The 26,537-nt window shown below is 66.9% G+C and carries 23 protein-coding genes and 1 tRNA gene; 12 read left to right on the top strand and 12 right to left on the bottom strand.

The genetic code is table 11. The features are described from left to right. Positions 1-2: 2 nt before the first annotated feature. From ACWDPV_RS13260 to ACWDPV_RS13230, 7 genes are all read right to left on the bottom strand, one after another. A complete protein-coding gene (locus tag ACWDPV_RS13260) occupies positions 3-1,361 on the bottom strand; it encodes a protein kinase domain-containing protein (protein WP_449743344.1) in 1,359 nt (452 codons plus the stop codon). Continuing rightward, a complete protein-coding gene (locus ACWDPV_RS13255; protein WP_449743343.1) occupies positions 1,358-2,839 on the bottom strand; it encodes a peptidoglycan D,D-transpeptidase FtsI family protein in 1,482 nt (493 codons plus the stop codon). Before ACWDPV_RS13255 ends, ACWDPV_RS13260 begins: the two co-directional genes overlap by 4 nt. After that, entirely contained in the window at positions 2,836-4,266 is a 1,431-nt protein-coding gene (locus tag ACWDPV_RS13250; RefSeq protein WP_449743342.1) for an FtsW/RodA/SpoVE family cell cycle protein, read from the bottom strand. The genes ACWDPV_RS13255 and ACWDPV_RS13250 overlap by 4 nt, the downstream gene beginning before the upstream one ends. After that, a complete protein-coding gene (locus ACWDPV_RS13245) occupies positions 4,263-5,801 on the bottom strand; it encodes a PP2C family protein-serine/threonine phosphatase (protein ID WP_449743341.1) in 1,539 nt (512 codons plus the stop codon). The genes ACWDPV_RS13250 and ACWDPV_RS13245 overlap by 4 nt, the downstream gene beginning before the upstream one ends. Then, complete coding sequence (locus ACWDPV_RS13240) at positions 5,798-6,262, bottom strand: FHA domain-containing protein FhaB/FipA (RefSeq protein WP_449743340.1); 465 nt, start codon at positions 6,260-6,262, stop codon at positions 5,798-5,800. The genes ACWDPV_RS13245 and ACWDPV_RS13240 overlap by 4 nt, the downstream gene beginning before the upstream one ends. A gap of 232 nt (positions 6,263-6,494) precedes the next feature. Continuing rightward, positions 6,495-7,760 carry an FhaA domain-containing protein gene (locus ACWDPV_RS13235; protein WP_449743339.1) on the bottom strand — a complete coding sequence of 422 codons (1,266 nt, stop codon included), beginning with the start codon at positions 7,758-7,760 and terminating at the stop codon, positions 6,495-6,497. Between the two features lie 52 nt (positions 7,761-7,812). After that, positions 7,813-8,061, bottom strand: coding sequence for a hypothetical protein (locus tag ACWDPV_RS13230; RefSeq protein ID WP_449743338.1), 249 nt, complete (start codon positions 8,059-8,061; stop codon positions 7,813-7,815). Positions 8,062-8,099: 38 nt separating this feature from the next. On the opposite strand from ACWDPV_RS13230, the gene ACWDPV_RS13225 reads away from it, so the two are divergent. Beyond that, positions 8,100-8,185 (top strand) — tRNA-Leu (locus tag ACWDPV_RS13225). 171 nt (positions 8,186-8,356) lie between these two features. Here ACWDPV_RS13225 and ACWDPV_RS13220 read toward each other — a convergent pair. Together ACWDPV_RS13220 and ACWDPV_RS13215 are read right to left on the bottom strand one after the other, a co-directional pair. After that, on the bottom strand, positions 8,357-9,061 hold the full coding sequence (locus ACWDPV_RS13220) for a dienelactone hydrolase family protein (protein ID WP_449743337.1): 705 nt from the start codon (positions 9,059-9,061) through the stop codon (positions 8,357-8,359). An 11-nt stretch (positions 9,062-9,072) separates the two neighbouring features. Further along, positions 9,073-9,792, bottom strand: coding sequence for an endonuclease/exonuclease/phosphatase family protein (locus ACWDPV_RS13215; RefSeq protein WP_449743336.1), 720 nt, complete (start codon positions 9,790-9,792; stop codon positions 9,073-9,075). Between the two features lie 116 nt (positions 9,793-9,908). On the opposite strand from ACWDPV_RS13215, the gene ACWDPV_RS13210 reads away from it, so the two are divergent. Genes ACWDPV_RS13210 through ACWDPV_RS13195 form a run of 4 tightly spaced genes read left to right on the top strand, consistent with a single transcriptional unit; the run spans position 9,909 to position 13,966 of the window. Then, positions 9,909-10,967: a FecCD family ABC transporter permease gene (locus ACWDPV_RS13210; protein ID WP_449743335.1), complete on the top strand. Its 1,059-nt coding sequence runs from the start codon at positions 9,909-9,911 to the stop codon at positions 10,965-10,967. Continuing rightward, on the top strand, positions 10,964-12,067 hold the full coding sequence (locus ACWDPV_RS13205; protein ID WP_449743334.1) for a FecCD family ABC transporter permease: 1,104 nt from the start codon (positions 10,964-10,966) through the stop codon (positions 12,065-12,067). Before ACWDPV_RS13210 ends, ACWDPV_RS13205 begins: the two co-directional genes overlap by 4 nt. Further along, entirely contained in the window at positions 12,064-12,939 is an 876-nt protein-coding gene (locus ACWDPV_RS13200) for an ABC transporter ATP-binding protein (RefSeq protein ID WP_449743333.1), read from the top strand. Before ACWDPV_RS13205 ends, ACWDPV_RS13200 begins: the two co-directional genes overlap by 4 nt. Positions 12,940-12,973: 34 nt before the next feature. Next, complete coding sequence (locus tag ACWDPV_RS13195) at positions 12,974-13,966, top strand: ABC transporter substrate-binding protein (protein WP_449743332.1); 993 nt, start codon at positions 12,974-12,976, stop codon at positions 13,964-13,966. Between the two features lie 6 nt (positions 13,967-13,972). Here the strand turns inward: ACWDPV_RS13195 and ACWDPV_RS13190 are convergent, their stop codons facing one another. Then, positions 13,973-14,902 (bottom strand): hypothetical protein, encoded by a 930-nt coding sequence (locus ACWDPV_RS13190; RefSeq protein ID WP_449743331.1) that lies wholly within the window; start codon positions 14,900-14,902, stop codon positions 13,973-13,975. Positions 14,903-15,359: 457 nt separating this feature from the next. On the opposite strand from ACWDPV_RS13190, the gene ACWDPV_RS13185 reads away from it, so the two are divergent. The 3 genes from ACWDPV_RS13185 to ACWDPV_RS13175 all read left to right on the top strand — a co-directional run bounded on the left by ACWDPV_RS13185 (position 15,360) and on the right by ACWDPV_RS13175 (position 20,380). Beyond that, positions 15,360-15,887 carry a hypothetical protein gene (locus ACWDPV_RS13185; RefSeq protein WP_449743330.1) on the top strand — a complete coding sequence of 176 codons (528 nt, stop codon included), beginning with the start codon at positions 15,360-15,362 and terminating at the stop codon, positions 15,885-15,887. A 117-nt stretch (positions 15,888-16,004) separates the two neighbouring features. Next, a complete protein-coding gene (locus ACWDPV_RS13180; RefSeq protein WP_449743329.1) occupies positions 16,005-18,638 on the top strand; it encodes an ABC transporter ATP-binding protein/permease in 2,634 nt (877 codons plus the stop codon). Next, positions 18,635-20,380, top strand: a complete 1,746-nt coding sequence (locus ACWDPV_RS13175) for an ABC transporter ATP-binding protein (RefSeq protein ID WP_449743328.1) — start codon at positions 18,635-18,637, stop codon at positions 20,378-20,380. The genes ACWDPV_RS13180 and ACWDPV_RS13175 overlap by 4 nt, the downstream gene beginning before the upstream one ends. 355 nt (positions 20,381-20,735) lie before the next feature. Here the strand turns inward: ACWDPV_RS13175 and ACWDPV_RS13170 are convergent, their stop codons facing one another. Then, a complete protein-coding gene (locus ACWDPV_RS13170; RefSeq protein WP_449743327.1) occupies positions 20,736-21,128 on the bottom strand; it encodes a hypothetical protein in 393 nt (130 codons plus the stop codon). A 42-nt stretch (positions 21,129-21,170) separates the two neighbouring features. Here ACWDPV_RS13170 and ACWDPV_RS13165 point away from each other — a divergent pair, with 42 nt between their 5' ends. The 4 genes from ACWDPV_RS13165 to ACWDPV_RS13150 all read left to right on the top strand — a co-directional run bounded on the left by ACWDPV_RS13165 (position 21,171) and on the right by ACWDPV_RS13150 (position 25,548). Beyond that, positions 21,171-22,646, top strand: coding sequence for an alpha-amylase family glycosyl hydrolase (locus ACWDPV_RS13165; protein WP_449743326.1), 1,476 nt, complete (start codon positions 21,171-21,173; stop codon positions 22,644-22,646). A gap of 117 nt (positions 22,647-22,763) precedes the next feature. Continuing rightward, positions 22,764-23,876, top strand: a complete 1,113-nt coding sequence (locus tag ACWDPV_RS13160; protein WP_449743325.1) for a ferredoxin reductase — start codon at positions 22,764-22,766, stop codon at positions 23,874-23,876. A 73-nt stretch (positions 23,877-23,949) separates the two neighbouring features. Further along, positions 23,950-25,194 carry a fatty acid desaturase family protein gene (locus ACWDPV_RS13155; protein WP_449743324.1) on the top strand — a complete coding sequence of 415 codons (1,245 nt, stop codon included), beginning with the start codon at positions 23,950-23,952 and terminating at the stop codon, positions 25,192-25,194. 9 nt (positions 25,195-25,203) lie between these two features. Then, the gene (locus ACWDPV_RS13150) at positions 25,204-25,548 is read left to right on the top strand and encodes a VOC family protein (protein ID WP_449743323.1); all 345 of its coding nucleotides are present in this window, start codon (positions 25,204-25,206) and stop codon (positions 25,546-25,548) included. Between the two features lie 39 nt (positions 25,549-25,587). Here ACWDPV_RS13150 and ACWDPV_RS13145 read toward each other — a convergent pair whose 3' ends face one another. Then, positions 25,588-26,493: an AurF N-oxygenase family protein gene (locus tag ACWDPV_RS13145; protein ID WP_449743322.1), complete on the bottom strand. Its 906-nt coding sequence runs from the start codon at positions 26,491-26,493 to the stop codon at positions 25,588-25,590. Between the last annotated feature and the right edge of the window lie 44 nt (positions 26,494-26,537).

Raw genomic sequence — 26,537 nt, 5'->3', positions numbered from 1 at the left:
GCTCAGAAGCAGATCGGCGGACAGAACGGGCCGGTTCCGGTCGCCGCCCCGGGGTCGGTCGTCGTCGGCGTCTCGGTCGTCTGGGTGGGCGGGGTCGTGGTGTCCTCGGTGGTGGTCTCTTCGGTGGTGGTGGTCCGTGTGGGACGACGGGTGGTGGTCTCCTCTGTCGTCTCGTCGGTGGTCTGCGTGGTCCGCTCGGTGGTGGTCTCGGTGACCGTCGTCGACGACGGCAGCGGCGTGCTGGGTGTGTCGTCGTTGGCGCTGGCGAAGTAGTAGCCGATCAGCGCGATCGCACCGACCAGCAACGCTGCGGCCACCCCGGCGAGCACCTTCTGCCCGGTGGTCCATCCGCTGTCGGAGGTCGAGGAGGCTGCGGTCCGAGGGGGCTGGGTGGGTGTGGCCGCAGCCGTGGCGCTGCCGCTCATCGCGCGGGTGGACGGACGCGCCGCGGCCGCTGCCCCGGCACCGAGTGCGGCCCCTGCAGCTGCCGCGCCGGCGGCACCCGCGGCACCCGGCCGTGGCGGACGATGACCGGCCCGCACCGCGGCCACCGCGTCGGCGAAGGCGCCGCCGTTGGGGTAACGCTGCTTCGGTTCCTTCGACATGGTGATGTCGATGAGTTCACGGACGTTGGCCGGAATCGTCTCCGGCAGCGGCGGCGGGGTTTCCCGGATGTGCTTCATCGCCACCGTGATGGCGCCGTCACCGAGGAACGGTCGACGACCCACCAGGGCCTCGTAGCCGACGACGCCGAGCGAGTACACATCCGACGCCGCGGTCGCGTCGTCGCCGGTGGCCTGTTCCGGGGAGATGTACTGGGCGGTGCCCATCACCATGCCGGTCTGCGTCACCGGTGCGGCGTCGACGGCCTTGGCGATGCCGAAGTCGGTGATCTTCACCTGGCCGGTGGGTGTGATGAGGATGTTGCCGGGCTTGACGTCGCGGTGCACCAGGCCTTGACCGTGCGCGGCCTGCAGCGCGCGGCCGGTCTGCTCGAGCATGTCGAGGGTGTTGGTCACCGACAGCCGGCCCATCCGTGAGATCACGGCGTTGAGCGGTTCACCGTCGACGAGTTCCATCACCAGATACGCCAGGGTGCCGCCACCACGATCGGCGGTCTCGCCGTAGTCGAAGACGTTCGCGATGCCCGGATTGTTCAGCTTGGCGGTGGTCTGCGCCTCGGTGCGGAACCGTGCGGCGAACTCGGGGTCGTCGGAGTACTCCGCCTTGAGCACCTTGACCGCGACCCGGCGATTGAGCCGGGTGTCGAGCGCTTCCCAGACCTGTCCCATACCGCCGGTGGCGATGAGACGCATCAGCCGATAGCGGTCGGCGATGATGGAGCCGTTCTGCAACGTCATCGTCCACCTCCTACATACGCATTGATCACCGCTCGGCCGATGGGTCCGGCGACAGTATTACCGACCGAACTCACACCGAACTTCCCATTTTCCACCACGACGGCCACTGCGATCTTCGCGTCGTTGGACGGTCCGAAGGCGATATACCACGAATACGGCGTCGAGGTCGACGCGTCCCCGTGCTCGGCGGTGCCGGTCTTCGAGGCGATCTGCACGGGGCTGCTCGTCCCCGAGGAATTCTCCACCCCGACCATCATCGAGGTCAGGCTGGCCGCCTGCTCGGGGGTGATCGGTGAGTTGATGTTGGTCGGTGGGGTCGTGTACAGCGTGCGCAGGTCGGCCGACTGCAGCTTGTCCACCAGGTATGGCTGCATACGTACGCCCGCATTGGCCACCGTCGCGGCCACCATCGCGTTCTGCACCGCCGACACCACCACGTCCTTCTGCCCGATCGACGACAGCGCCAAGGCGGCACGATCGGCGATCTCGCCGGTCGACGACTGCGCCACCGGCATCGGGATGTTCGGTCCGGACTGGTTGAAGCCGTAGAGGTACGCGGTCTGCTTGAGTTTGGCCGTCGCGTCGTCCATCTTGTTGAGCACCAGATCGGCGAACGCGGTGTTGCAGGAGTACTTCACGGCGTCGGCCAGGCTGACGGTGCCACTACCGCCCGGGCAGGTCTCATCCCCGTAGTTGGGCAGCGATGCGGTGGAGTCGGGAAGCTGGAAGGTGGACGCCGCGGTCAGCTGCGTGTTGGCGTCGCGTCCGTCACGAAGCGCCGCCGATGTCGTCACGATCTTGAATGTCGACCCGGGTGGGTAGATCTCGTCGGTCGCCCGGTTCTGCAGTCGTTTGTCGGGTCCGGTGTCGACCGCCCAGGCGGCCTCGCGAGTGGCCTGGTCGTGGCTGGACAGCAGATTCGGGTCGTAGCTGGGGGTGGAGACCATCGCCAGGATCTTGCCGGTGCTCGGTTCGAGCGCGACGACCGCGCCGCGGCACGGGCCGTCGCAGGTGGCGCCGCTGTTCATCTGGTCGTAGGCGACCTGTTGCAGTCGTGGGTCGACGGTCGTGACGACGTTGCCGCCTCGCGGGTCACGCCCGGAGAACATGTCGGTGAATCGCTGGCCGAAGAGCCGATCGTCGTTGCCGGTCAGGATCGAGTTCTCGTACTGCTCGAGTCCCGCCGAGCCGTACTGGATCGAGTAGTAGCCGGTGATCGGCGCGAAGGCCCGCGGGTTCAGCGGATAGCGTCGCAGGTACTTGTAGCGGCTGTCGGTGGCCTGCGACATGGCGATGACCTGCCCGCCGGCGATGATCGCACCGCGCTGCCGGGAGTACTCGTCGAGTAGCACACGGTCGTTGCGGGTGTCGTTGCGCAGCGAGTCGGCCTTGATGACCTGCACGTAGGTGGCATTCGCCAGCAGGATGACGATGAGCACGACGACGGCCATCGACACCCGGCGGATCGGTGTGTTCACGCCTTCTTCACCGCCCGCGTCGGCAGGGAGTCCACCGATTTCGGCGAGGGGCGCCGTTTGGTGGGATCGGGTTCGCGGGCCGCGTTGGAGACGCGGATGAGCAGGGCGACGAGGACGTAGTTGGCCAGCAACGACGAACCACCATAGGACAGGAACGGTGTGGTCAGACCCGTCAGCGGGATCAGCTTGGTGACGCCGCCGACCACAACGAAGACCTGAACGGCGATGGTGAACGAGAGCCCGGTGGCCAGCAGTTTGCCGAAGCTGTCGCGCACGGCGACGCCGGTGCGCAGGCCGCGCATGACGAAGATCAGGTACAGCATCAGGATCGCGGCCAGACCGAACAGGCCGAGTTCTTCACCGATGGTGGAGATGATGAAGTCGGTGTTGGCGAACGGCACGGCGTTGGGCCGCCCCGATCCGAGTCCGGTGCCGAACAGTCCGCCGGTGGCCAGACCGAACAGGCTCTGACCGATCTGGTAGCCGGTGTCGTAGAAGTCGGCGAACGGATCGCGCCAGACCGCCACGCGTACCTGCAGGTGACTGAACAGGTTGTAGGCGACGATCGCCCCGACGGCAAACAGGCCCAGGCCCAGCACCAGCCAGCTGACCCGTTCGGTGGCGACGTACACCATCGTCAGGACCGTGGTGAAGATCAGCAGTGAGGTACCCAGGTCCGATTCGAACGCCAGGACCGCGATCGCCAGTGCCCACGCCACCAGCAGGGGCCCGAGGTCGCGGGCCCGCGGGAAGTCGGTGCCCAGGAAATGCTTCCCCGCGGTGGTGAACAGATCCCGCTTGGACACCAGGAACGCCGCGGCGAAGATGATGATCAGGATCTTGGAGAACTCGCCGGGCTGAATGTTGAAGAACGGGGTGCGAATCCAGATCTTGGACCCGTTGATCTCCGACAGCGACGACGGCAGGATCGCCGGGATCGCGAGGAAGATCAGGCCACCGAGGCCGAGGGTGTAGGCGTATCGCGAGAGCGTCCGGTGATCGCGGATGAGGATCAGGATGGCCGCGAACGCGATCATCCCCAGGAACGCCCACAGCAACTGCTGGTCGGCGTTGTTGGTGCGGGTGGTCGGATTGATCGACTCACCGGTGTTGCCGGAGCCGAGGTCGAGCCGGTGGATCAGCACCAGACCGAGCCCGTTGAGGACCGCGACGATCGGCAGGAACACCGGATCGGCGTAGGGCGCATAGCGCCGGATCACGAAGTGCCCCGCACCGAACAGCGCCACGTACGCGGCGACGTACTTGGCGATATCCCAGGTCAGTGACTCGCCCTGGGCGCTCTGGACGATGAGCAGCGCCACCGTCACCAACCCGATGGCACACAGGAGCAACACCAGTTCGGCGGTGCGTCCGGACTGCTCGGGCTGGCTGGCAGGCGCATGCGTCGAGGCCGCGGTCTGGGTCATTCGCCAACCTGGCGGCAGTACGGTGGCTCGTTCGGCGTCGTGCTCGGCGGGGCGGAGGTCGCCGGTGACGATTCGCTCGGTGACGATGCGTTCGGTGGGGACGCTTCGGGTGTGGTCGTCGCGGGTGCGGGTGTCGGAACGGCCGTCGCCGGCGCGAACGTCGCCTGCTGCGGGGTGGTGGTCGTCGGAGCACTGGTCTCCGGCGCACCCGGCGTGGCGGGTGCCGGCGTCGATTTGTCCTCGACCGGTGGGGCCGGCGGGCACGGATCCTTGAGTTCCAGTTCGGACGTCCTGGCCGGGATGTCGTCGAGCGAGATGCCGGAGATCCCGTGATCACGCACGGTGCCCTGCGGCGCCGGTTGCAGGTCGCTGATCTTCAGTTCGGTGCACTGGTCAGTGCTGTCGGCGGGAATGAACGTGATCTCCGCGTCCTTCGACGCCGGATCGACGATGCAGCCCTTCTGCGAGAGATTCTGCACCGTGTAGAACAGCACGGAATCCGGCGAGCCCTGGAACACCACGACGTTGCCGTCCTGTTCGCCGACGTAGTACGTGCGATGCAGGTACGAGCGGACGAAGAAGAAGCCGGCGAGCAGTGCCGCCACGACGAGAAGTGCGACGGCACCGGCAATCCAGCGTCCCTTGTGGCCGCGCCGAGCGGCCGGTTCCTCGTCGGGCAGGATCGTCGGCTGCTGCGGCGCCGCGAGGGGCGGGCGCAGGGCCGCGGCCCGGCCGGCAGCGGTCTTGGGATCGGGGGTATAGGCGTCCGCGCCGTGCCCGGCGGCGCCGCCGACGATGGGTCGCGAGTCGCCGTAGTCGGTGTCGACGATGTCGGCGAGGACGACGGTGACGTTGTCGGGTCCGCCGCCGCGCAGCGCCAACTCGATGAGGCGGTCGGCGCATTCGCGGTAGTCGGTGATCGAACCGAGGGTCTCGGCGAGGGTTTCCTCGCTGACCACATCGGACAAGCCGTCGCTGCACAGCAGGTAGCGGTCACCGGCGCGGGCCTCCCGGACGGTCAGGGTCGGTTCGACCTCGGCGCCGGTCAGTGCCCGCATGATCAGCGAGCGCTGCGGATGGGTGTGTGCCTGCTCCGGGGTGATGCGCCCCTCGTCGACGAGGGTCTGCACGAACGTGTCGTCGCGGGTGATCTGCGTCAGTTCCCCGTCGCGGTAGAGGTAGCCGCGCGAGTCGCCGATGTGGCAGAGGCCAATTCGGTTGCCTGCGAACAGGATTGCGGTGAGCGTGGTGCCCATGCCGTCGAGTTCGGGTTTCTCCTCGACCTGCGCGGCGATGGCGTGGTTACCGACTTGGGTGGCGTGATTGAGCGCGCCGAGCAGATCGCTGCTCGCGTCGTCGTCGTCGAGTGACCGCAGCGCCTCGATGACGAGTCGGCTGGCCACCTCGCCCGCGGCGTGGCCGCCCATACCATCGGCGAGGGCGAGCAGGCGCGGCCCCGCGTACGCGGAGTCCTCGTTGTTGGCTCGGACCAAACCCTGGTCGCTGCGCGCGATATAGCGCAATACGAGTGTCACGGGCGGAGCTCGATCACGGTTTTGCCGATGCGGATCGGCGTGGACAACGGCACCTTCACCGCCGTGGTCACCTTGGACCGGTCCAGGTAGGTGCCGTTGGTGGAGCCCAGGTCTTCGACATACCAGTCATCCCCCCGACGGGACAGGCGTGCGTGGCGTTCTGAGGCGTAATCGTCGGTGAGGACGAGGGTGGAGTCGTCGGCGCGACCCAGCAGCACCGGTTGGGCGCCCAACGTAATGCGGGTGTTGGCGAGGTTGCCCTGCGTCACCACCAGATACTTCGCCGCCCCGCGGGTCGTCGGCTTGCCCCTGTTCTTGTCACCGCTCGAACGGAACCGGGGCATCCGCGAACCGGAGGCGGTCGCGACGTCGGCACGCACGGTACGGATCACGGCGTAGACGAACAGCCAGAGCAGAATCAAGAACCCCAGCCGGGTCAGTTGCAGCACCAACCCCTGCATGTCGTCATCCACCTCCGTGCGTTCGTCGTCACTTGTGCGTTTTCGTCACCGATCGGCAATCGGCCCCCCAGGATACGAGGGCAGGCCGACAGGGGACCGCACAACGGACCCGAGTGCATCTTATGGGCTGGATCCCGGTCTTCGGCCATTCGGATGTGTCAGTTACATATCAACGATCGACGGCAACGCGGGTTGCCGTGGACGATCGCCGAGGTCGACCGGGGTATTGCCGCTACTGGAAACGCACGGTGATGTCGGAGTGTCCGACGCGGATGCGATCGCCGTCGGCGAGCTCCCAGCTGTTGACCTGGACGTCGTTGACGGTGGTGCCGTTGGTGGAGTTGAGGTCGGTCAGCATCGCGGTGCTGCCGTCCCAACGGATCTCCAGGTGACGACGCGAGACGCCGGTGTCGGGGAGACGGAACTGGGCGTCCTGTCCGCGGCCGACGACGTTGGAGCCCTCTCGCAGCTGGAAGGTGCGGTTGCTGCCGTCCTCGAGAAGAAGAGTGATCGCGGTCGGCGCGTAACCGGCGGCCGGGCGGCCGTAGCCCTGGTCGTATCCGTAGCCGCCCTGCTGGCCGTAACCGCCCTGCTCGTACCCCTGCTGTGCGTAACCCTGGTCGTAGCCGCCCTGCTGGCCGTAACCCTGCTGGTCGTATCCGTAGCCGCCCTGCTGGCCGTAGCCACCCTGCTCGTAGCCCTGGCCGTAACCCGGCTGAGGCTGCGCGTAGCCCTGGTCGTAGCCGCCCTGCTGGCCATAGCCCGCCTGGTCGTAGCCCTGCTGCTCATAGCCCTGCTGGCCGTAACCCGGCTGCGAGCCGTATCCGGGCTGCGAGGCGTGGCCCGGCTGCTGGCCGTAGCCGGCCTGGTCGTAACCCTGCTGACCGTAGGCCTGCGGGTCGTAGCCGCCCTGCTGGCCGTACCCCTGCTGGTCATAGCCCTGGTAGTCATACCCGCCCTGCTGGCCGTAGCCGCCCTGGTCATAGGCCGGATCCGGGCCCCTGCGCTGGTCGTATCCGGGGTTCTGGGTCATTTCTGGGGCTCCTACTTCTCGGGCCGCACCGTCGGGATGCGGTTGTGACTGGGGACGTGGGGCGGGGCCTCCCGTCGCCGGCCGGGGCCGGGCGTCGGGGTTGACCGTGCCGCGCGCACGAAAGATACCTGTATGCAACGAGGGCGATTGATCGAACTCGACGACCACCTCACCGTATGTCTGCCACCCGTTGTCTTTGATGTAGTTCTCCAGATGCTTGGAGAAACGTTTGCGATTCAGTTCGTACTCGGCCGCGATGTGCTCGTGATCGGTCGGACTGAACAGCAAGGTGTAGCTGTTGGCGGCGAGAACGGTACCGCCGCCGAGATCTTCCAATGACTCCTCGGCTTCGCGCTGCAAGCCGTTCTCGATCTCCTGCGGAGCGACCTCGCCACCGAAGACGCGTGCGAAGCCATCATCGACAGCTCCCTCGAGCTTGCGCTCGAAGCGTTGCAATATCCCCACCGTCGACCTCCCTTCGCGGCTGTTGTCTGGCGTGTCGCCGTGCGTATGGCCTTCATGGATGATACCGATACTGACGGCCAGGGCTGTCATCAAGCAACTGCAGTACCGCCCGCATCACGCGCACCACGGCACCGGATGTCTGCCCCGGGTCCTGGAAATGATCCCTGACCAGCACTTTGACGTCCACCCCCGACATGCCCTCCGCTCGAATGACAATCCGCGGGATTTGGGTCGGGCGGAACGATTTTTCTTTCCGGGTGGGGTGCGTGCTATCGTTCTCCAGGCCGTTGATCGAACCCAACGATCACCGGTCATGCCAGTCGAGAAATCGGCGGTCACGGGCGAGTGGCGGAATGGCAGACGCGCTGGCTTCAGGTGCCAGTGTCCTTCGGGACGTGGGGGTTCAAGTCCCCCTTCGCCCACCACGAGCAGCTCAGCTCACCCCAACGCGGTCGGCTCTCGCCGCCGCGATTTCTCTTCATTCGCGCATGCTTTGCAATAGCTGCGTGCACGCGGGAGTGCCGCGTCGACGAGAACCACCCGCGCCAGTCGATGATTCGTCAGTGGCAAGGATGTCAGGCGACTCACCGGCCGAGTCAGGCTTGCGCGCCCACGAGATGCTCACCGAAGAACGCGAAGACGCGCTCGTACGCATCCGCCGTGGCCGTGGCGTCGTAACCGAATCCGACGATCCGGGCGATCGGCTGCCCGGGCATCTGATTGGCAAAACTGTGGCCCACGCCCTGGTACACCTTGACGTCGTTGGCGATTCCCTTGCGGTCCAGGGTCGTTCGGAGGCGCTTGCCGGTGCCGATGTTGAGCGGATCACGGCTGCCGAAGCTCGCGACGATCGGGCACGCCCCCTCCACCAGCGTGTCGTAACGCGGAAGGATCGACGGATAGAACGGCGCCGACGCACCAAAACCTTTCGGTGACACGAGAAGTGCGAATCCGCCGCCCATGCAGAACCCGGCGACGCCGATCTGTCCGGTGCAGTCGTTTGTCAGGGCGGCGAGGTGATCGCGGGCGGCAAGGATGTCGTCGACCGACCGGCCGTTGCCGGCAATCAGATCCCGCATCACCGACCGTATGCACCTCACGCGTCCGCCCCGCGAATACATATCGGGCGCGATCGCCAGATAGCCGGCATCGGCGAAACGCCGGGCCGTGTCGCGGAGGTCGTCGGTGACGCCGAGAGCGTCATGCACGATCACCACGCCGGGCCACGGGCCCGGCGTCGACGGTGTCGCCAGCACCGCGTCGATGCTGCCGTTCGGGGTGGTCACCTGTGTGTCCGGCATGCACTGTCTCCCTACGCCGAGGTTTGGTCCGTGCTCGCCGATCGTAACCGGCACACCACCCCGGAGTGGTCACTCAGTGCCCCACCGTCGTCGCGTCCCGGCCAGGTCCGCATCCCCACACACTCGAGCGTCGACGCGATGTGATCGATCAGCGGCCCGTGCTCGACGTCCCCGGCCGTGTGAACGGTGAACGGCGCCAACACCTGAGACAGACGCTCGGCGACGCGGACGGGTTGCCGACCGCGCGGAATCCGTTGATTGAAGTCGCCGGCCATGATCACCGGCACGTCGGGCTCACACCCGGCCACGATCTCCGCGATCTGGTCGCAGCACTCCAGATGCTCGGACCAGTTGGGGGTGTCCTTGCGGCCGGTGGTGACGTGCGCGCTCATCCACGGGATGCAGACGCCGAGTATCTGGACGAGTCCGATCGGTGTCGTTGTCCGCGCGGCCACCACCCGCCCGTTGCCCGCCCCTCGATCACACCGGACGACGTCGGTCAGCGGCCACCGCGACCACAACAGCGTCTTGCGTCGATGAACCGGAGCGTCGTAACCCCAGTCGGTACCGGCATCGACCGCGTGACCACCGTCGGGAAGCAACCAGTGTTGCCCCTCCGTGATCACCAGGATGTCCGCGTCGAGGTCGGCGATGTGGGCCTTCACCCGGACTCCGCGTCCGGAGTGCGGCGCCCACTGCGTGTTCCACGAGGCCACGGCGATATCGGTCATCACACGAGACAACACCACGCACCGCGGCCCTTCAATCACCCCGAGATTTAGGAGTGCCTCACCTATAGTCTGCTTGACAGATATCGGTAAGTCAGCGGAACCGCCAGGTGGTGCACGTGAGCGTCGACACCGCGGAACCTGCGGCGCGGCCATCCGCGCCCTCATCCCCGGGCGCCCGGCTGGGGTCGTTGTCGCACGCGGCGATCCTGCTCATCCTGATCGGCGTCGCCGTCGGCCTCACCTTCGTCGGCTTCTTCGTCGGATCCGGTGACTACACGATCGCCGACGCCTGGCACGCCCTGTTCAACACCGGTGACCCGACGACGCTGGAGGTCATCCGCAACAACCGGGTGCCGCGGACCCTGCTCGCCCTGCTCGTCGGTATCGCCCTCGGCGCGGCCGGCACCATCATGCAGGGCCTGACCCGCAACCCCCTCGCCGATCCGGGCATCCTCGGCGTCAACTCCGGCGCCTACTTCGCGATGGTCGTCGCCACCGTCGCGTTCGGCGTCACCGGCACCACCGGCTACATGGTGGCGGGTGTGATCGGCGCCTTTGTCGCGGCGACCGTCGTGTACTTCGTCGGCTCCCGCGGCATGTCCGGGACCAGCCCGGAAAAACTTGTCCTCACCGGTGTCGCCGCCGGTTCCATCTTCAGCGGCATCGGCTTCGGACTCACGATGATCCACCCGAAGTCCTTCGACACCATCCGCTCCTGGCAGGTCGGTACCCTTGACGGCCGCGGCTGGCCGGAGGTGTCGGCGGTCTGGATCCCGATCCTCGCCGCCGCGGCGCTGTCGATGATCCTGATCCCGTACCTCAACGGACTGGCCCTCGGCGACGATCGCGCCCAGGCCCTCGGTATCCCGGTGCGCCGTGTCCGCCTGGCCGGCTTCGTCCTGCTGACCGTGCTGTGCGGCACCGCAACCGCGGCCCTAGGCCCGATCACCTTCGTCGGTCTGATGGTCCCGCACGTCGTCCGGATCCTCTTCGGCCCGGACAACCGGTGGCTGTTGCCCGTGAGCATGATCGTCGGCCCCATCGTGATGGTCGGTTCCGACCTCGTCGCCCGCGTCGCCACCGCCAGTGAGCTGCCCGTCGGCATGGTCACCGCCTTCATCGGTGCACCCGTCCTGATCGCGCTGGTCCGCAGAAAAGGAGGCACCGGCGAATGACGATCAAGGAGCCCGCACCCGAAACAGAGGCGACATTAACCGAGTCCGCGCGATGGCCGCGACGCGTCCGGTTCATCCGAGTCGCCGGGCTGAGCCTCAAGGTCGACATGGCGGCCCTGGCCATTTCCGTCTTCTTCGTCCTCGCGGCCTTGGTGGTCGCGGTGTTCTCGATGGGTGTCAGCACCACCGACAGCCCGAGCCTCGGCTTCGTCCAGACACTGAAAGTGCTTGCCGGACAGGTCTCCGGTGCACCCGCCGACCTCGTGGCGGCCGCCCTGCCCACCGTGGTCATCGCCATGGTCGGTGGCGCCGCACTCGCCCTGTCCGGGGCCATCTTCCAGACCATCACCCGAAACCCGTTGGGCAGTCCCGACATCATCGGATTCACCACCGGCGCCTACACCGGTGCGCTCATCGCGATGCTGGTGATGAACCTCGACTACACCGGTGCCACCCTCGGCGCCCTCATCGGTTCGTTGCTCACCGCCGCCGCCGTCTACTTCCTCGGCATGCGTGGCGGCACCAGCGGATACCGCTTCGTCGTCGTCGGCATCGGTATCAACGCGATGCTGGTCGCGTTCAACGGCTACCTCATCGCGACGGCCAACCTGCAGAACGCGGCGTCCGCGGCCGCCTGGGGGATGGGCAACCTGCACGACATCCGCATGTCCGACACCCTGCCGGTCATCATCGGCCTGATCATTCTCGTGCCGTTCCTCATCGTGGTCGCGCCGCACATGCGGATGTTCGAACTCGGCGCCGACTCCGCCCAGTCCAAGGGCGTCGACGTCAACCGCACCCAGGTGATCCTGCTGGTCCTCGGCGTCGGATTCGCCGCCGTCATCACCGCCATCGCCGGCCCCATCGCGTTCGTCGCGCTGGTGGCCCCTCAACTCGCGGCCCGGATCTCGCCGAGTCCCGGCATCCCGCTGGTGACCTCGGCGGCGGTCGGTGCGGCGCTGCTGGTCAGCTGCGACGCCATCGCCCGCACCATCCTCGCGCCCACTGTGCAACTGCCCGTCGGCGTCGTCACCACCTCCCTCGGCGGGGTGTACCTGCTCGGCTTGCTCATCGCCCAGTCACGAAAGGCCCGGCCATGACCGCAGAACCGGCCGCACAACCGACCACCGCCGCGGCCACCGGGCGGCTCACCGGCGAGAACCTCGTCGTCGGCTACGGCGAACACACCATCATCGACGGCCTCGACGTCGTCGTCCCCGACGGATCGTTCACCGTCATCGTCGGCCCCAACGCCTGCGGCAAATCCACCCTGCTGCGCGCGTTGTCCCGGCTGCTCGCCCCGACCGGCGGTGCGGTCCTCCTCGACGAGAAGAACGTGAAGTCGTTCGGCGGCAAGGAGTTCGCCCGCGAGGTCGGGCTACTGCCGCAGCAGTCCATCGCGCCCGAGGGCATCACCATCATCGATCTGGTGTCGCGCGGGCGGTTCCCGTACCAGACGATGTTCCGGCAGTGGACCGACGACGATCAGGCGGCCGTCGACTTCGCGCTCAAGGTCACCCGCCTCACCGACCTGTCCCAGCGGCAGGTGCAGGCCCTGTCCGGCGGTCAGCGCCAACGGGTCTGGATCGCGATGGCCCTGGCGCAGCAGACACCGATCCTGTTGCTCGACGAGCCGACCACCTACCTCGACCTCGCCCATCAACTCGAGGTGCTCGAACTGTGCACCACGCTCAACGGCAGTGGCACCACACTTGTCGCGGTCCTGCACGACCTCAACCAGGCCGCGCGGTATGCCACCCACATCATCGCCATGCGCAGCGGCGAGATCATCGCACAGGGACCACCGGGCGAGGTGATCACCGCGGCAATGGTGGAACGCACCTTCGGGGTGCGATCCCGCATCATCGACGACCCGGAAACCGGTACGCCGCTGGTCATTCCACTCGGCGAGGGCGCGGTGTCCTTCGACGAGGTGCCCGGGGACACCACGAATCTGCGTGCCAAATCCTGACATTCGTACCACCACATCGATCAGAGGAGATCACATGTTCCCATCACCACGACGACTGCTGAGCCTGCTGGGAATCGTGCTCGCGGCACTGTTCGTCGTGACCGGCTGTGTGCAATCGGATTCGACCGAGAATCAGGTGTACTCGAATCCGTCGGAAACCCCGGACCTCGGCCTGCCGGACAATCCGCGCGTGGTGGCCCTGGGCTGGTCGGACGGCGAGATCGCGCTGAGCCTCGGTGTGAAACCGGTCGCCATCTACGACTGGATGTCCTTCGGCGAGGCCAACAAGGGTGTCGGATCGTGGGCGAGCGCCGAATTCGGGGACTCGACGCCGACGATCATCTCCGCCGCCAGCGCCGGCGACTTCAACTATCAGCAGATCAAAGAACTCAAACCGGATCTGATTCTCAACGTCCGCGCCAAGGCCGACTCCAAGGTCACCGACAGCCTCAAGGCGATCGCCCCGGTGGTCACCGCCCCCGAGGGAACCCCGGATTACGCGATCAACTGGAAGCTGCAAACCCAACTGATCGCCAACGCGCTCGGCAAGTCCAGTGAGGGCGAGCGACAGATCGCCGAGACCACCGACCTGCAATCGCAGATCCGTTCGCAGAACCCCAACTTCGCCGGCAAGACCTTCGTCTGGGGTACCAAGTTCGGTACCGCCTACGGCGCCTACCTGCCTGGTGACGCCCGCTTCGACACCATCGCCGAACTGGGCTTCGTCGAGTTCGGGCCGGTGAAGTCGCTGCAGGCACAAGGCTTCTTCGCCAGCGTCCCGGTGGAGAAGGTGTCCTCCCTCGATTCTCAGGTCGCGGTCTTTTCCACCATCGGTATGCCGTTGGCCGACCTACAGAACGACAATCTGATCAATTCGCTGCCGGTGGTGCGCGACGGCCGGGCGATCGAGCTGGGGGAGACCGACCCGATCGCGCAGGCCATGTCGGCCGGCACACCGGAATCGTTGCGATTCGCGCTCAACGGACTCACACCGCAGCTGGCGGCGGCAGCGGCGAAGGTGCAGTAGGGCGCATCACCGTCCCGGTGGCGGCGGGCCACCGGGAGGGGTGTCCTTCGACGCCACACCGGGCCGGGCGATGAAGTCGGTCGCCGACGGGTCGGCTCGCTGATGCGTCGGGGTGGCACCGGTTGCCGGGCGCGCGGTCGCCGGGCCCGCGGGAGAACGTTCGCTGCGGTGCGTCGTCCACCCATTTGTCTGCGGTGGTCGCGAGGCCGTCGGTGCCGCCGGGGCGGGCGGATATGCGGGAGGCGGAGGCGGCATGGTGGTGGCCGACGGCCCGACCGCGGGTGCCGGTATCGGCGGCAGCGGGGCCGGTGTCGGGGCAGCGGGCGTCGGGGGCGCCGGCGTGGGGGCGGACACCGGCGGACCGGCAGCCGGGGAACTCTGCGCCGGCGAGATGGGTGTCGGCGAGAGGGGTGCCGGTGAACCGGGAGTACGTGACCGATCGACCAGCATCTGCGCCAGGATCATGTGGGCGAGCGCCTCGAGCTGCGGTCGTTCGACGGCCGCCGCGGGTGCCGCCGAACTCTGGCCGCCGAAGCTGCGAATCCGCAACCCGACCGATCCCGCGGTGACGATCATGATCACACCCGCGATCCCGAAGAGCAGAAACATCACGAAACCGACCCCGTGCCCCACGCCGGCGATTCCGGGGAGGATCAGCATCAGCAATCCCAGCAGAATCGAGCAGGTTCCCCAGAACAGTCCCCGCGACGACGTGTGATTGCCGGCCGCGACATCGGAAATAGTGTTCAGCGGAACCGAATTCGTGTACCCGCCATGCGGTATCACCGCGAACAGGGTATGCGGTTCGGACATGTACACCCGCTGATCGGTCAGGATCACCGTCACCTTGAGGTGCCGGAGGATCAGGCGAGGCGTGAACTCGGCATGGTGGATGACGCGTTCGCCGGGCAGTGGGGTGAAGACGGGAACCGACACGGGGCCTCCAGAAGTGCGATCGATGGAGATGTACTCCGGTGGCAGGGAGCGCCCGTAGAAGTATCACCCGTGGATCGGTCGTCCGCGCGATGATTCCTTCGATCGGAGGAACGCCCGACGAGTCCTCTCAGCCTCCGTGCGACGCCGCCCGATCGGGGCCACACGAGTAGTCCGCTACTCACATTCGGTGCAGGTCAGGCCACGTCCCACAAAGAGATGAGTGAGTGGTGCGCCCGAGCGTGACCGCCTCCTACGGTGGGTGCACCCAGCCACACCGAACCCGAGAGACATCATGAGACCACCCCAGCAGCACCAGGGATTCCCGTCGTACCCACTTCCCGGACGCCCAGTTCCCGGACGAGCCGTCCACCCGGCTCACGCCCACGGGGCCCAGCACAGTCGGTTCCAGAGCGGTGAGCCGACGGTCGTCGTCTCCCGAACTGCTTCCCACGGCCCGATGGTCCCGCGATTCGACGCCCCACATCCGGCCGACCAGATCCCGGCTGCGCGCGGCCACCATCTTCCGCCGTCGGCACCCGGTCTCACCGACGCGTCGCAACCTCAGGCACCGGCAGTGGTGTCGCGAGCCGTCGGCGTGATCGCGTGGGGGATCGTCGGCGCGGGCCTGCTGACCGCGGTCGCCGCCTTCCTGCCCTGGGTCAGCGGCCTGATCACCGTCAACGGGATCGGCACCTCCGACGTCGGTGCCACCGACGGGATCATCACCCTGGTGCTCGGCGCCCTCGCCGCCGTACTCGGCATGGTGAGTGCCCTGATCCGGAAGCGATCGGCGATCCACCCGATCGCCGGCATCGTCGCACTGCTCGCGGGCGTGCTCACCGTCATCGTCGCGGTCGTCGACATCGGCAGCGTCGGAGATCTCGCCGCCCTCGGCGTGCACGTCGGGATCGGCCTGTGGTTGACGGCGCACGCCGGGGTCGTCCTGACGCTCGTCGGGATCGGCGCCATCGTCAAACGACGGTGATCATTGCCGAACGGCGGTGATTCTTCCCGCACCGAACCCTCGGCATAGCGCGCCCACTTTGTTAGCGTGGCCTAAGTCGCTTCGGCGACCGACCACTGCAACGAAGATGGGGGCGTCATGTCACGTGGGTTCGGCGGAGCGGTCATGCGCGCGTTCGGTGCGCGCGACCATCTCGTCACGGTGACCGGAACCGAACAACGAACCTCGCACTGCATTCGGGTCCGATTCACCTCCGACACCCTCTTCGACGAGGCGCTCGCCGGCCCGACGTCGTGGGTCCGCGGCTGGTTCCCCGACGGCCAGGGACGCGAGCATCAGCGCGGCTACACCTTCTCCGAGGCCGACGCCGACGCCGGGACCTTCGCGATCGACTTCGTCCTGCACGAGCCGTCCGGTCCGGCGGCGCAGTGGGCCCGGCAGGCCGAGTCCGGGCAGACGTTGTCGGTGATGTACATGAGTTCCACCCCGTTCGAGGTGCCCGAGAAGAACCGGCCCGCCGGATATCTGCTCATCGGCGATTCCGCATCCGTCCCGGCGATCAACTCGATCATCGCCGCGGTCCCCGACGACATCCCCATCGAGGCCTACCTCGAACAACACGACCCGGCCGACCGCGACCTCGCCATCGTCACCCATCCGCGGCTGCGCCTGCGGTGGGTCGGTCGTGCCGACGCCACCTCACTCGCCACGTCACTGGAGAATCGTGACTGGTCCAACTGGTACGTGTGGGCCGGACCGGAATCGGCCTCGCTGAAGGAGATCCGAAAGCGCCTCAAGGAATTCGGCTTTCCCCGGTCCGAGATCCACGCGCAGGCCTACTGGGCCCGCGGCAAGGCGATGGGCACCGACCGCGGTCCGGAACAACAGGGCCCCGACACCAATGCTGAGTCCGTCGGCGGCGACGTCGGCGTGACGCCGGTGGTCGCAGCGGACGGCGCACCGCGGGCGTCGGCCGAGGCCGTCGCGGAGCGACCTGCATCGGAGCCCGCGGCTGCGCAACCGGCGGCACAGCAGGGTCAGTGGCGTGCGGCGGCAGCCGGCCGACTCCTCGCGCCACTGCGGCCCACGCTGATGCTGGCCGGCGTGCTGCAGCTGATCGTCACCCTGGTGCAGCTCGCCCCGTACGTGCTGCTCGTCGAACTCGCCCGGCGGTTGCTGACGGGCGCCGACACCTCACAACTGTGGTTCATCGGCCTGCTCGCGTTGAGCCTGCTGGGGGTGGGGGTGCTCCTGGAGACGGCGTTGCTGTTCTGGCTCCACACGGTCGATGCTAGGTTCAATCATGATCTGCGACAGAGTCTTCTGACCAAACTCGCCCGAATTCCGCTGGGCTGGTTCACCTCCCGCACCGCGGGCTCAATCAAGAGCCTCGTCGCCGACAACACGCTCTCACTGCATTACCTGGTGACCCATGCCGTCATCGACGCGGTGTCCGCGGTCGTCGCCCCGATCGCGGTGCTCGTGTACCTGTTCACCGTGGACTGGGGACTGGCCCTGATCCTGCTGATCCCGGTGCTGGGATACCTGATCACGCTGTACCGCATGGTCATCCAGTCCGCCGCCAAGATCCCGGTCTCGCAGACCTGGGTGGAACGGATGAACGGTGAGGCCTCGTCCTACCTGGAGGCGCAGCCGGTGATCCGGGTGTTCGGTGGCGTGATGGCCTCACGGTTCACCGAGCAGCTCAACGCCTACATCGAATTCCTGGAGGACTGGCAGCGTCCATTCATCAAGGCCAAGACGGTGATGGACCTCATCACCCGTCCCACCACCTTCCTGTGGCTCATCGCCGCCGTCGGAACCGGATTCGTCATCTGGGGCTGGATCACCCCGATTGACCTCATCCCATTCCTGTTGCTGGGCACCACCTTCGGGGCGCGCCTACTCGGCATCAGCTACGGTGTCGCCGGGCTGCGCAGCGGCGTGATCGCCGCCCGCGACATCCAGAACGCGCTCGACGAGCCCGAGCTCGCCACGCTCGATCAGATCCCACCGACGGCAGAGTCCGCCGCCGATCACGACGTCGTCTTCGACGGTGTCGACTTCTCCTATCGCCCCGGCATCCCGGTCCTCACCGACATCTCCCTCACCCTCGCGCCGGGCACGGTGACGGCGCTGGTCGGCCCGTCCGGGTCCGGCAAATCGACACTCGCCGCGCTGCTCGCGAGGTTCCACGACATCGACGACGGCACCATCACGATCGGTGGGCGCGACATCCGGACGATGGACGCCGACGAGCTGTACCGCCTGCTGGGGTTCGTCTTCCAGGACACCCAGCTGGTGGCCGGCACCGTCGCCGAGAACATCGCACTCGCCGAACCCGACGCGACCCGCGAACAGATCGAACGGGCCGCGCGCGCCGCCAACATCGACGACCGCATCCGCGCCATGCCCAACGGATATGACACTCTGCTCGGACCGGACGCCGCACTGTCCGGTGGTGAACGTCAACGACTTACCATCGCCCGCGCGTTGCTCGCCGACCCGCCGGTCCTCATCCTCGACGAGGCCACCGCCTTCGCCGACCCCGAGTCGGAGTACCTCGTGCAGCAATCATTGAGCAGGCTCGCCGTCGGACGCACCGTGCTCGTCATCGCCCACCGGCTGCACACCATCTCCGACGCCGACCGCATCGTCGTCCTCGACGGTGGTCGCATCGCCGAGTCCGGTACCCACGACGAACTGATGGGATCGGCGGGCCGCTACCGAGCGCTCGTCGACGCGTCATCACAGGCAGGGGCAATCCGATGATCCGCACCGTCATCTTGCTGCTTCCACCGGGGTCACGTTCGCGGGTGCGACTTTTCACGCTGCTGACGATTCTGTCGGTGATCGTGCGTGCGGTCGGTGTGGTGATCCTGGTGCCACTGGTGACCGCACTGATCGACGGCCGCCACGGCGCCGCCCTGGCCTGGGTAGGGGCGTTGACGGTGGCGACGATCCTCGGATGGGTCATCGACTGGGCCGGATCCCGGGTGTCCTACGACCTCGGCTTCACCCTGCTCGACCGCGGGCAACGCACCGTCGCGCATCGGCTCTCGCGCACGCAGCTGACCTGGTTCAGTGCCGACCGCACCGCCGACGCCCGGCAGGCCATCGCCGCCACCGGCCCCGACCTGGTCGGTGTGGTCGTCTACATGGTGGTGCCGCTCATCGGGGTGATCCTGCTGCCGATCGTCATCGGGCTCGCCCTGCTGCCGATCGCCTGGCAGCTGGGTCTGGTGGCGCTGGCCGGTGTGCCGCTGCTGTTGGCGGCGCTGTGGGGTAGTGAGGCGATCAGTCGCCGCGCCGACCGGGCGGCCGACGCGGCGAATGTCGCGGTGACCGAGCGGGTCGTCGAATTCGCCCGCACCCAAACCGCATTGCGTGCCGCCCGTCGTGCCGATCCGGCTCGCGGTCTGGCCGGTGCCGCCGTCGCCGAGCAGCACGGCGCCACCCTGCGCTTGTTGCTCATGCAGATTCCCGGGCAGGTGCTGTTCAGCATCGCCGCGCAGGTGTCACTGTTCGCGTTGGCCGGAACCGCCGCATGGCTGACCGTGAACAGAACGTTGTCGGCGGCCGAGGCGGTCGCGCTCATCGTCGTCGCGGTGCGATACCTCGAACCGTTCACCGCGCTCGGCGAACTCGCCGGCGGACTGGAGACGATCCGGCTCACCCTGAACCGGATCCGCACGGTCCTCGACGCCCCGACCAACGCCGAGGGCGCACAGAGCCATCCGACACCGAGCACCGCACCACGAATCACCCTCGAGGGCGTCGGTTTTCACTACGGCGACCCCGAGCAGCCGGTCATCGACAACCTCGACCTAATGATCGAACCCGGCTCCACGACGGCCATCGTCGGACCGTCCGGTTCCGGTAAGTCGACGATCCTCGGCCTGATCGCCGGCCTGTATCAGCCGACCTCAGGCCGCATCCTGTTCGACGACGTCGACGCCGCCGACCTCGATCAAGATGCGCGTCAGGCACTCTCCAGCGTGGTCTTCCAACGCCCCTATCTGATCGAGGGCAGTATCTCGGCGAACATCAACGCCGGCGATCCCACCGCGGATGGCAACGCGGTGGACGCCGCGGCGCGACTCGCACGGGTTGACGAGATCATCGGACGCCTACCCGACGGTGCGGAATCGGCAGTGGGGGAGGGTGGTTCGGTGCTCTCGGGCGGTGAGCGTCAACGCATCAGCATCGCTCGTGCGTTGCTGAAGCCGGCGCCGGTCCTGCTCATCGACGAGGCCACAAGCGCACTCGACAACGAGAACGAACGAGCCGTCGTCGACGCACTGTCGGCGGAGGACCGTCCCCGCACGCGCGTGATCGTCGCCCACCGACAAGCCGGAATCCGCCACGCCGACCGGGTGGTCGTCCTCGACCGCGGCCGCATCATCGAAGACGGTACCCCCACCGAACTCCTCGCCGCCGGTAGGCTTTTCGCTCGCTTCGCCGAACACCAGGCCGCCGCCACACGCTGGAAACTCACCGACGTGACAACCTGAGCGGCCCGCCGCGCCGCTCCCGTTGAGGGAGACCTCCGCCACCCGACAGCACCTCGCGGCCCGCACCGCGAAGGTGGTCAACGCCCGCATCTGTGCTCGGGATCCGCGTCGCCGCGGTCAGCAGGGGGTCGCGCCGCGGTCAGCAGGGGGTCGGGCCGTTCGCCGAGATCCAGGGCCTGCCCGGCACGCACCTGGCGTGCGAATGCGGACTCGATGACTGCGGTTGCGATGCCTCGACCTCGACAAGCTCGGCCGGCGGACACGCCGCAAGCTCGCACGAGGCGACCGGCGGATGGGGTGCTTCGTCGGATGGACCGATTCGTCAGGCGGGGTGGGTCGCGTTGACCGGCGGAGTTCACGCCCGCCGCGCGTCCCACACCCGCTCGGCCTCCCGCTTCCCGATCACCTTGGCCAGCGGGATCCGGTCGATCTGGTCGACCGTCAGGACCGACTCGGGTCGCCCGATTCGGGACAGGTCCGCCGGCGACGGCTGTTGCACGTCGGCGGCGGCTTCGCAGAAGTCCCAGCCGGTGATGCTGTCGTGTACCCAGGTCCGGTCGTCCGCGGCGCGTTGATGATCCTCGGACACGAACCAATTCGCCACCAGCACTGCAGAATCCGGCAGGAGTGTCCACAACTTGATCCGGTCGATCCGTGGACGGGCATCCGGGCGGGAGATCGCCAGCCAGTGCACCGACTCGTCGTCCCGATCCAGAATCTGCCAGTACCGCCATTTGATGTCCACCACACGGCCAGCGTATTCACCTCAGCATCTGGCACGCTGACTCGCATGCCCCCGCACGTGCCCATCCCCGACAACCCGGTGATCTTCGAGATCAACACCTGGCCGTGGCTGACCGGACTGGCCGCGACACTGGGCCGGCCGGTCACCCTCGCCACCGTGCCGGAAACCGTCTGGGATTCCCTCGCTGCCGGGCCGGTCGACGTCGTGTGGTTCATGGGAGTGTGGCAGCGCAGTCCGGCGGGTGTTGCGATCGCCCTCGCCGACGAACCGCTCATGCAGTCCTTCCGCGCCGCCCTGCCCGACCTCACCGACGCCGACGTCGTCGGATCTCCCTACTGCATCCGGGATTACACCGTCGACGCCCACCTCGGTGGCCCCGACGGTCTCGCCGCCGCCCGCCGAGCCCTCGCCGACAGGGGCATCGCGCTGCTCCTGGACTTCGTCCCCAACCACCTCGCCACCGACCATCACTGGACCGTCGATCACCCGGAACGCTTCATCGCCGGAACCGATGCCGACATCGACGCACATCCGACAAAATTTGTCCGCGTCGGCACCCACGTGCTGGCCAACGGCCGCGATCCCTACTTCGCGCCGTGGCGAGACGTGGTGCAGATCAATGCCTTTCACCCCGCTGCGCGGCACGGAGCCATCGACATCCTGCGCCGTGTCGCCGATCAGTGCGACGGCGTGCGCTGCGACATGGCCATGCTGATGTGCACCGACATCTTCGCGCGGACGTGGTCGGGCCGGGCAGGCGAGGCCCCCGCCACCGAGTATTGGGCCGAGCTCATCCCCACCATCCGTGCCGACCATCCGGAGTTTCGGTTCATCGCCGAAGCATATTGGGGCACAGAGGGATTACTTCGCGAGCAGGGCTTCGACCAGTGCTATGACAAGGCGTTCACCGACGCCCTCGAACACCACCCGCGTGACATTCCCCGAATGATCGCCGACGCGTCCGACCGTGACGGCAAGGTGCACTTCATCGAGAATCACGACGAACCCCGAGCGCAGGCGGTATTCGGCCAACGTCACCGGACCGCGGCGATCACCGCGCTCACCCAACCCGGCGCGCGCCTGGTCTACGACGGTCAGGCCGACGGCCGCACCATCCGCCTGCCCGTCCAGCTACGCCGCGAACCCGACCACACCCCCGACACCGAACTCCGGGAGTTCTACCGGCGACTTCTCATGATCCTGTCCGAAACAACGCTGCACACAGGAGATTTCACCGCGCTGCAGGTTCTGGGCTGGCCCGACGATCCCCCCGGTCCGGGGTTGGCCGCCTGGTCGTGGACCGGACCGGGCACCCGCCGGCTGTTCGTGGTGAACCTCGACGACGCACCCGGAGTGGGTCGTGTGCACACCGCGTGGCCCGATCTCGCCGGGACCGCGGCCACACTGGTCGACCCGATCCACGAAGAGTCATTCGACCGTCCCGCCGATCCCGATCAGAACATCTTCGTCATGCTCGCCCCCTGGGCAGCGCATGTCCTGCGCGTCCACATCGAGAGCTGAACTCAGCCGCCACCAAACACACACCGCACGAGCACTCGGCAGGCCCTGGAAACAGAACTGTGATGCCCACCACGTGGGTGTACAGTCGTGCACACAAGCCACGCCGAGGGGAGCCCGATGAACCTTCTCCGCTGGAGCAAGCGGCCCGCGGCAGATGTCAGTGCCAAGAAACCGCAGGTCAACATCGTGCGGGGGCTGGTGGCACGCGCCACCACGCCGCTGCTGCCGGACGACTATCTGCACCTGATCAACCCGCTGTGGTCGGCGCGTGAGCTGCGGGGGCGCATCGTCGACGTCCGCAAGGAAACCGACGTCTCGGCCACCGTCACCATCAAGACGGGCTGGGGTTTCCCCGCCGACTACAAGGCCGGGCAGTATGTCGGTATCGGACTGGAGGTCGACGGCCGCTGGCACTGGCGCTCGTACTCGCTGACCTCGTTCGGGACCAACACCGACAACACCATCTCCATCACGGTCAAGGCCAACCCCGACGGCTTCTTGTCCACCCACCTCGTCGACGGCGTCGCACCCGGCACCGTCATCCGGCTGGCAGCTCCGAAGGGTGACTTCCACCTTCCGGACCCGGTGCCCGACTCGATCCTGTTCCTCACCGCAGGCAGCGGCATCACCCCGGTGATGGGCATGTTGCGCGCGATGCGCGCCCACAGCCAAAGCCCCGACACCGTGCACATCCACTCCGCACCCACCCGCGACGAGGTGATCTTCCTCGACGAACTCACCGATCTGCACGAGCAGGTGCCCACCTACGAACTCCAACTCCAACTCACCCGCGAGGATGGCAAGTTCTCGCTCGCCGACCTCGACGCCCAGGTTCCCGACTGGCGGGAACGGACCTGCTGGGCGTGCGGCCCGGTGGCCTTCCTCGACGACGTCGAATCCACCTACGAGGACGCCGGACTGCGCAAGCAACTGCACGTCGAACGATTCGCCATTGCCCGCACCGACGTCGGCGGCGAAGGTGGCACCGTCACCTTCTCGAAGTCCGGCAAGACTGCCGAGATCGACGGCGCCACAACCCTTCTGGTAGCGGGGGAGAACCTGGGGATCCAGATGCCGTTCGGTTGCCGGATGGGCATCTGCCAGACCTGCGTGGTACCGCTGGTGCAAGGCTATGCCCGCGACCTGCGCAACGGCGAGGAACGCCGCGAAGGGGAGCGCGTGCAGACCTGCGTCAGCTCTGTGTCGGGTGAGTGCACCCTCGACCTGTAGACCTCACCGAGGTGACGGTCCAGCCCACGGCCGTCGCGCCTCATCGTCCACCGAACCAGACCCGAGGAGTCACATGGCGATCACCGACATCGACGAATACGCCCACCTCACCGAGGCCGACGTGGAAGCACTCGGCGCCGAACTCGACGCCATCCGCCGCGACATCGAGGAGTCCCGCGGAGATGCCGACGCACGATACATCAAGCGCATCATCACCATTCAACGATCCCTCGCCGCCGGCGGGCGTGTCGCCCTGCTGTTCAGCAACCGGAAACCGGCCTGGCTGCTGGGCACCGCGATGCTCGGCGTCGCCAAGATCGTCGAGAACATGGAACTCGGCCACAACGTCATGCACGGCCAATGGGATTGGATGAACGACCCCGAGATCCACTCGTCGTCGTGGGAATGGGACACCACCTGCCCGAGCGTGCAGTGGAAACACTCGCACAACTTCGTGCACCACAAGTACACCAACGTGGTCGGCATGGACGACGACGTGGGCTACGGCATCCTGCGCGTCACCCGCGATCAACCGTGGGAATGGTGGAACATCGGCAACCCGGTCTACAACCTGACCCTCGGTACCTTCTTCGAATACGGTGTCGCACTGCATCATCTGGAGACGGAGAAGCTCCGCAGCAAGGAGAAGAGCTGGCGGCAGGCGGCCAAGGACCTGCGCATCATCGGACGCAAGGTCGGCAAGCAGGCGGCCAAGGACTACCTGATCTTCCCCGCACTGTCCGGGCCGAACTGGCGTACCACGATCACCGCGAACTTCACCGCCAACATCATCCGCAACTACTGGTCGTACATGGTGATCTTCTGTGGTCACTTCCCCGACGGCGCCGAGAAGTTCACCGTCGCCGAGTACGAGGAAGAGGATCAGCCGCGCTGGTATCTACGACAGATGTTGGGATCGGCCAACTTTCGGGCCGGCACCATGATGCGGTTCATGAGCGGCAACCTCAGTCATCAGATCGAGCATCACCTGTTTCCGGATCTGCCGAGCAATCGGTACGAGGAGATCGGTGTGCGGGTGCGGGAACTGTGCGACAAGTACGACCTGCCCTACACCACCGGAAGTCTGCTGCATCAGTACGGCCAGTCGTTCCGCACGATCCTCAAACTCGCCCTGCCCAATGCATTGCTGAAGGCGACGTCCGACGATGCCCCGGAAACCGCGTCGGAGTTGCGTTTCGCCGTACTCGACGGGATGAAACTGCACTTCGGTGTCGATCCGGACACCGGAAAGCGGCGCGGACTGCGAACGGCGTTGCGCGAATTGAAGAATGCTCCGTTGCACAGCACGCCGACATAACCTGGGGTGATGATCACCGGCGCCCACGTCGTCATCTCCAGCACCGACGCCGAGGCCGATCGCGCGTTCCTGCGTGACGTCCTCGGCTGGTCTCACGTCGACGCCGGCGGCGGATGGCTGATCTTCGCGCTGCCACCGGCCGAGGTCGCGGTGCATCCCGCCGAGTCGGCCGCCCACGAGCTCTATCTGATGTGCGACGACGTCGAGGCCACGATCGCCGATCTCGCCGGTCAGGGCATCACCTGCGGTCCGGTCAGCGATCAGGGGTGGGGGTTGCTCACCGGCATCCCGCTGCCCGGCGGTGGGACGGTCGGACTCTACGAGCCGCGGCATCCGATCGCCGCCCATCCCTGATCGGGCCCTGGACCGGCAGTGCACCGGTGACAGGCGAGCTCACAACATGTGCACCTTGCGGTAGATCTTCGCCGCCGCGGGGGTGAGCAGCCCCACCTCGTCGAGGAACTCCATCAGGTGGGCACACCCTGTGCGCACCATCGACTGGAAGTGATGATTGCGCCGCATCTCGGCGATCGCCCGGTGATGGTCGAGGCCGGCATCCTTGTAGGCCTGCGGCCGAACGAGACTGGTGAAGATGTACGACGCGGACAGCGCGATGTAGAAGGCGCTCCACCGTCGGCGGACCGGACCGACGTCTCGCATCGCCGCGCGCACCTGTTCACGCGCGAACTTCATGTGCCGTGACTCCTCGAGCACATGGATCTCGTTGACCGTGCGGATGAACGGCAGCACGCGTTCGTCGCGCATGCAGCCCCGCTGGAACACGTCCAGGATCTCCTCGGCCACCAGGATTCCGGTGTAGGCGACCTCGTCGGACACCGTCGCCATGAACAGTTTCCCGAACCTACCCAAGCGTGGATGCGGTTTGTAGGACGTTCCGACCATCTTCTCGCTCGCCCTGGCGAACATGATCGAATGTCGGCACTCGTCGGCGATCTCGGTGAGTGCGAACTGGAACTCGGGCGTGTGATAGTCGCCGAGGTACTGATCGCGGATCACCACGGCCTGCAGCATCATCTCGAACCAGATGCCGATGGACATGATGGACGCGAACTCGTGGCGGGTGAGCGTGACGCGTTGGTCCTCGCTCAATTCGTCCCAGTAGGGCGTGCCGTAGAGCGTGGACCATTCCGGGCTGCAGCCGTACTTGGTGGGGTCCATCGGCTCCGACCAGTCGATTTCGGTCATCGCGTTGCGTGACAACCGCGCGGCCGAGTCCAGGAGCCGGGCGGAGACCTCGTCGGGACCGATGTCCACTCGGGACGTGGGAGTGACAGTCATGCCACAATGACACCACCTACCGTGCCATTGGTCAATGGCGAAGA

Source organism: Gordonia sp. NPDC003504, assembly GCF_053587995.1.
Note: the sequence above shows the minus strand (reverse complement) of the source record. Positions and strands in the feature narration are given on the sequence as shown.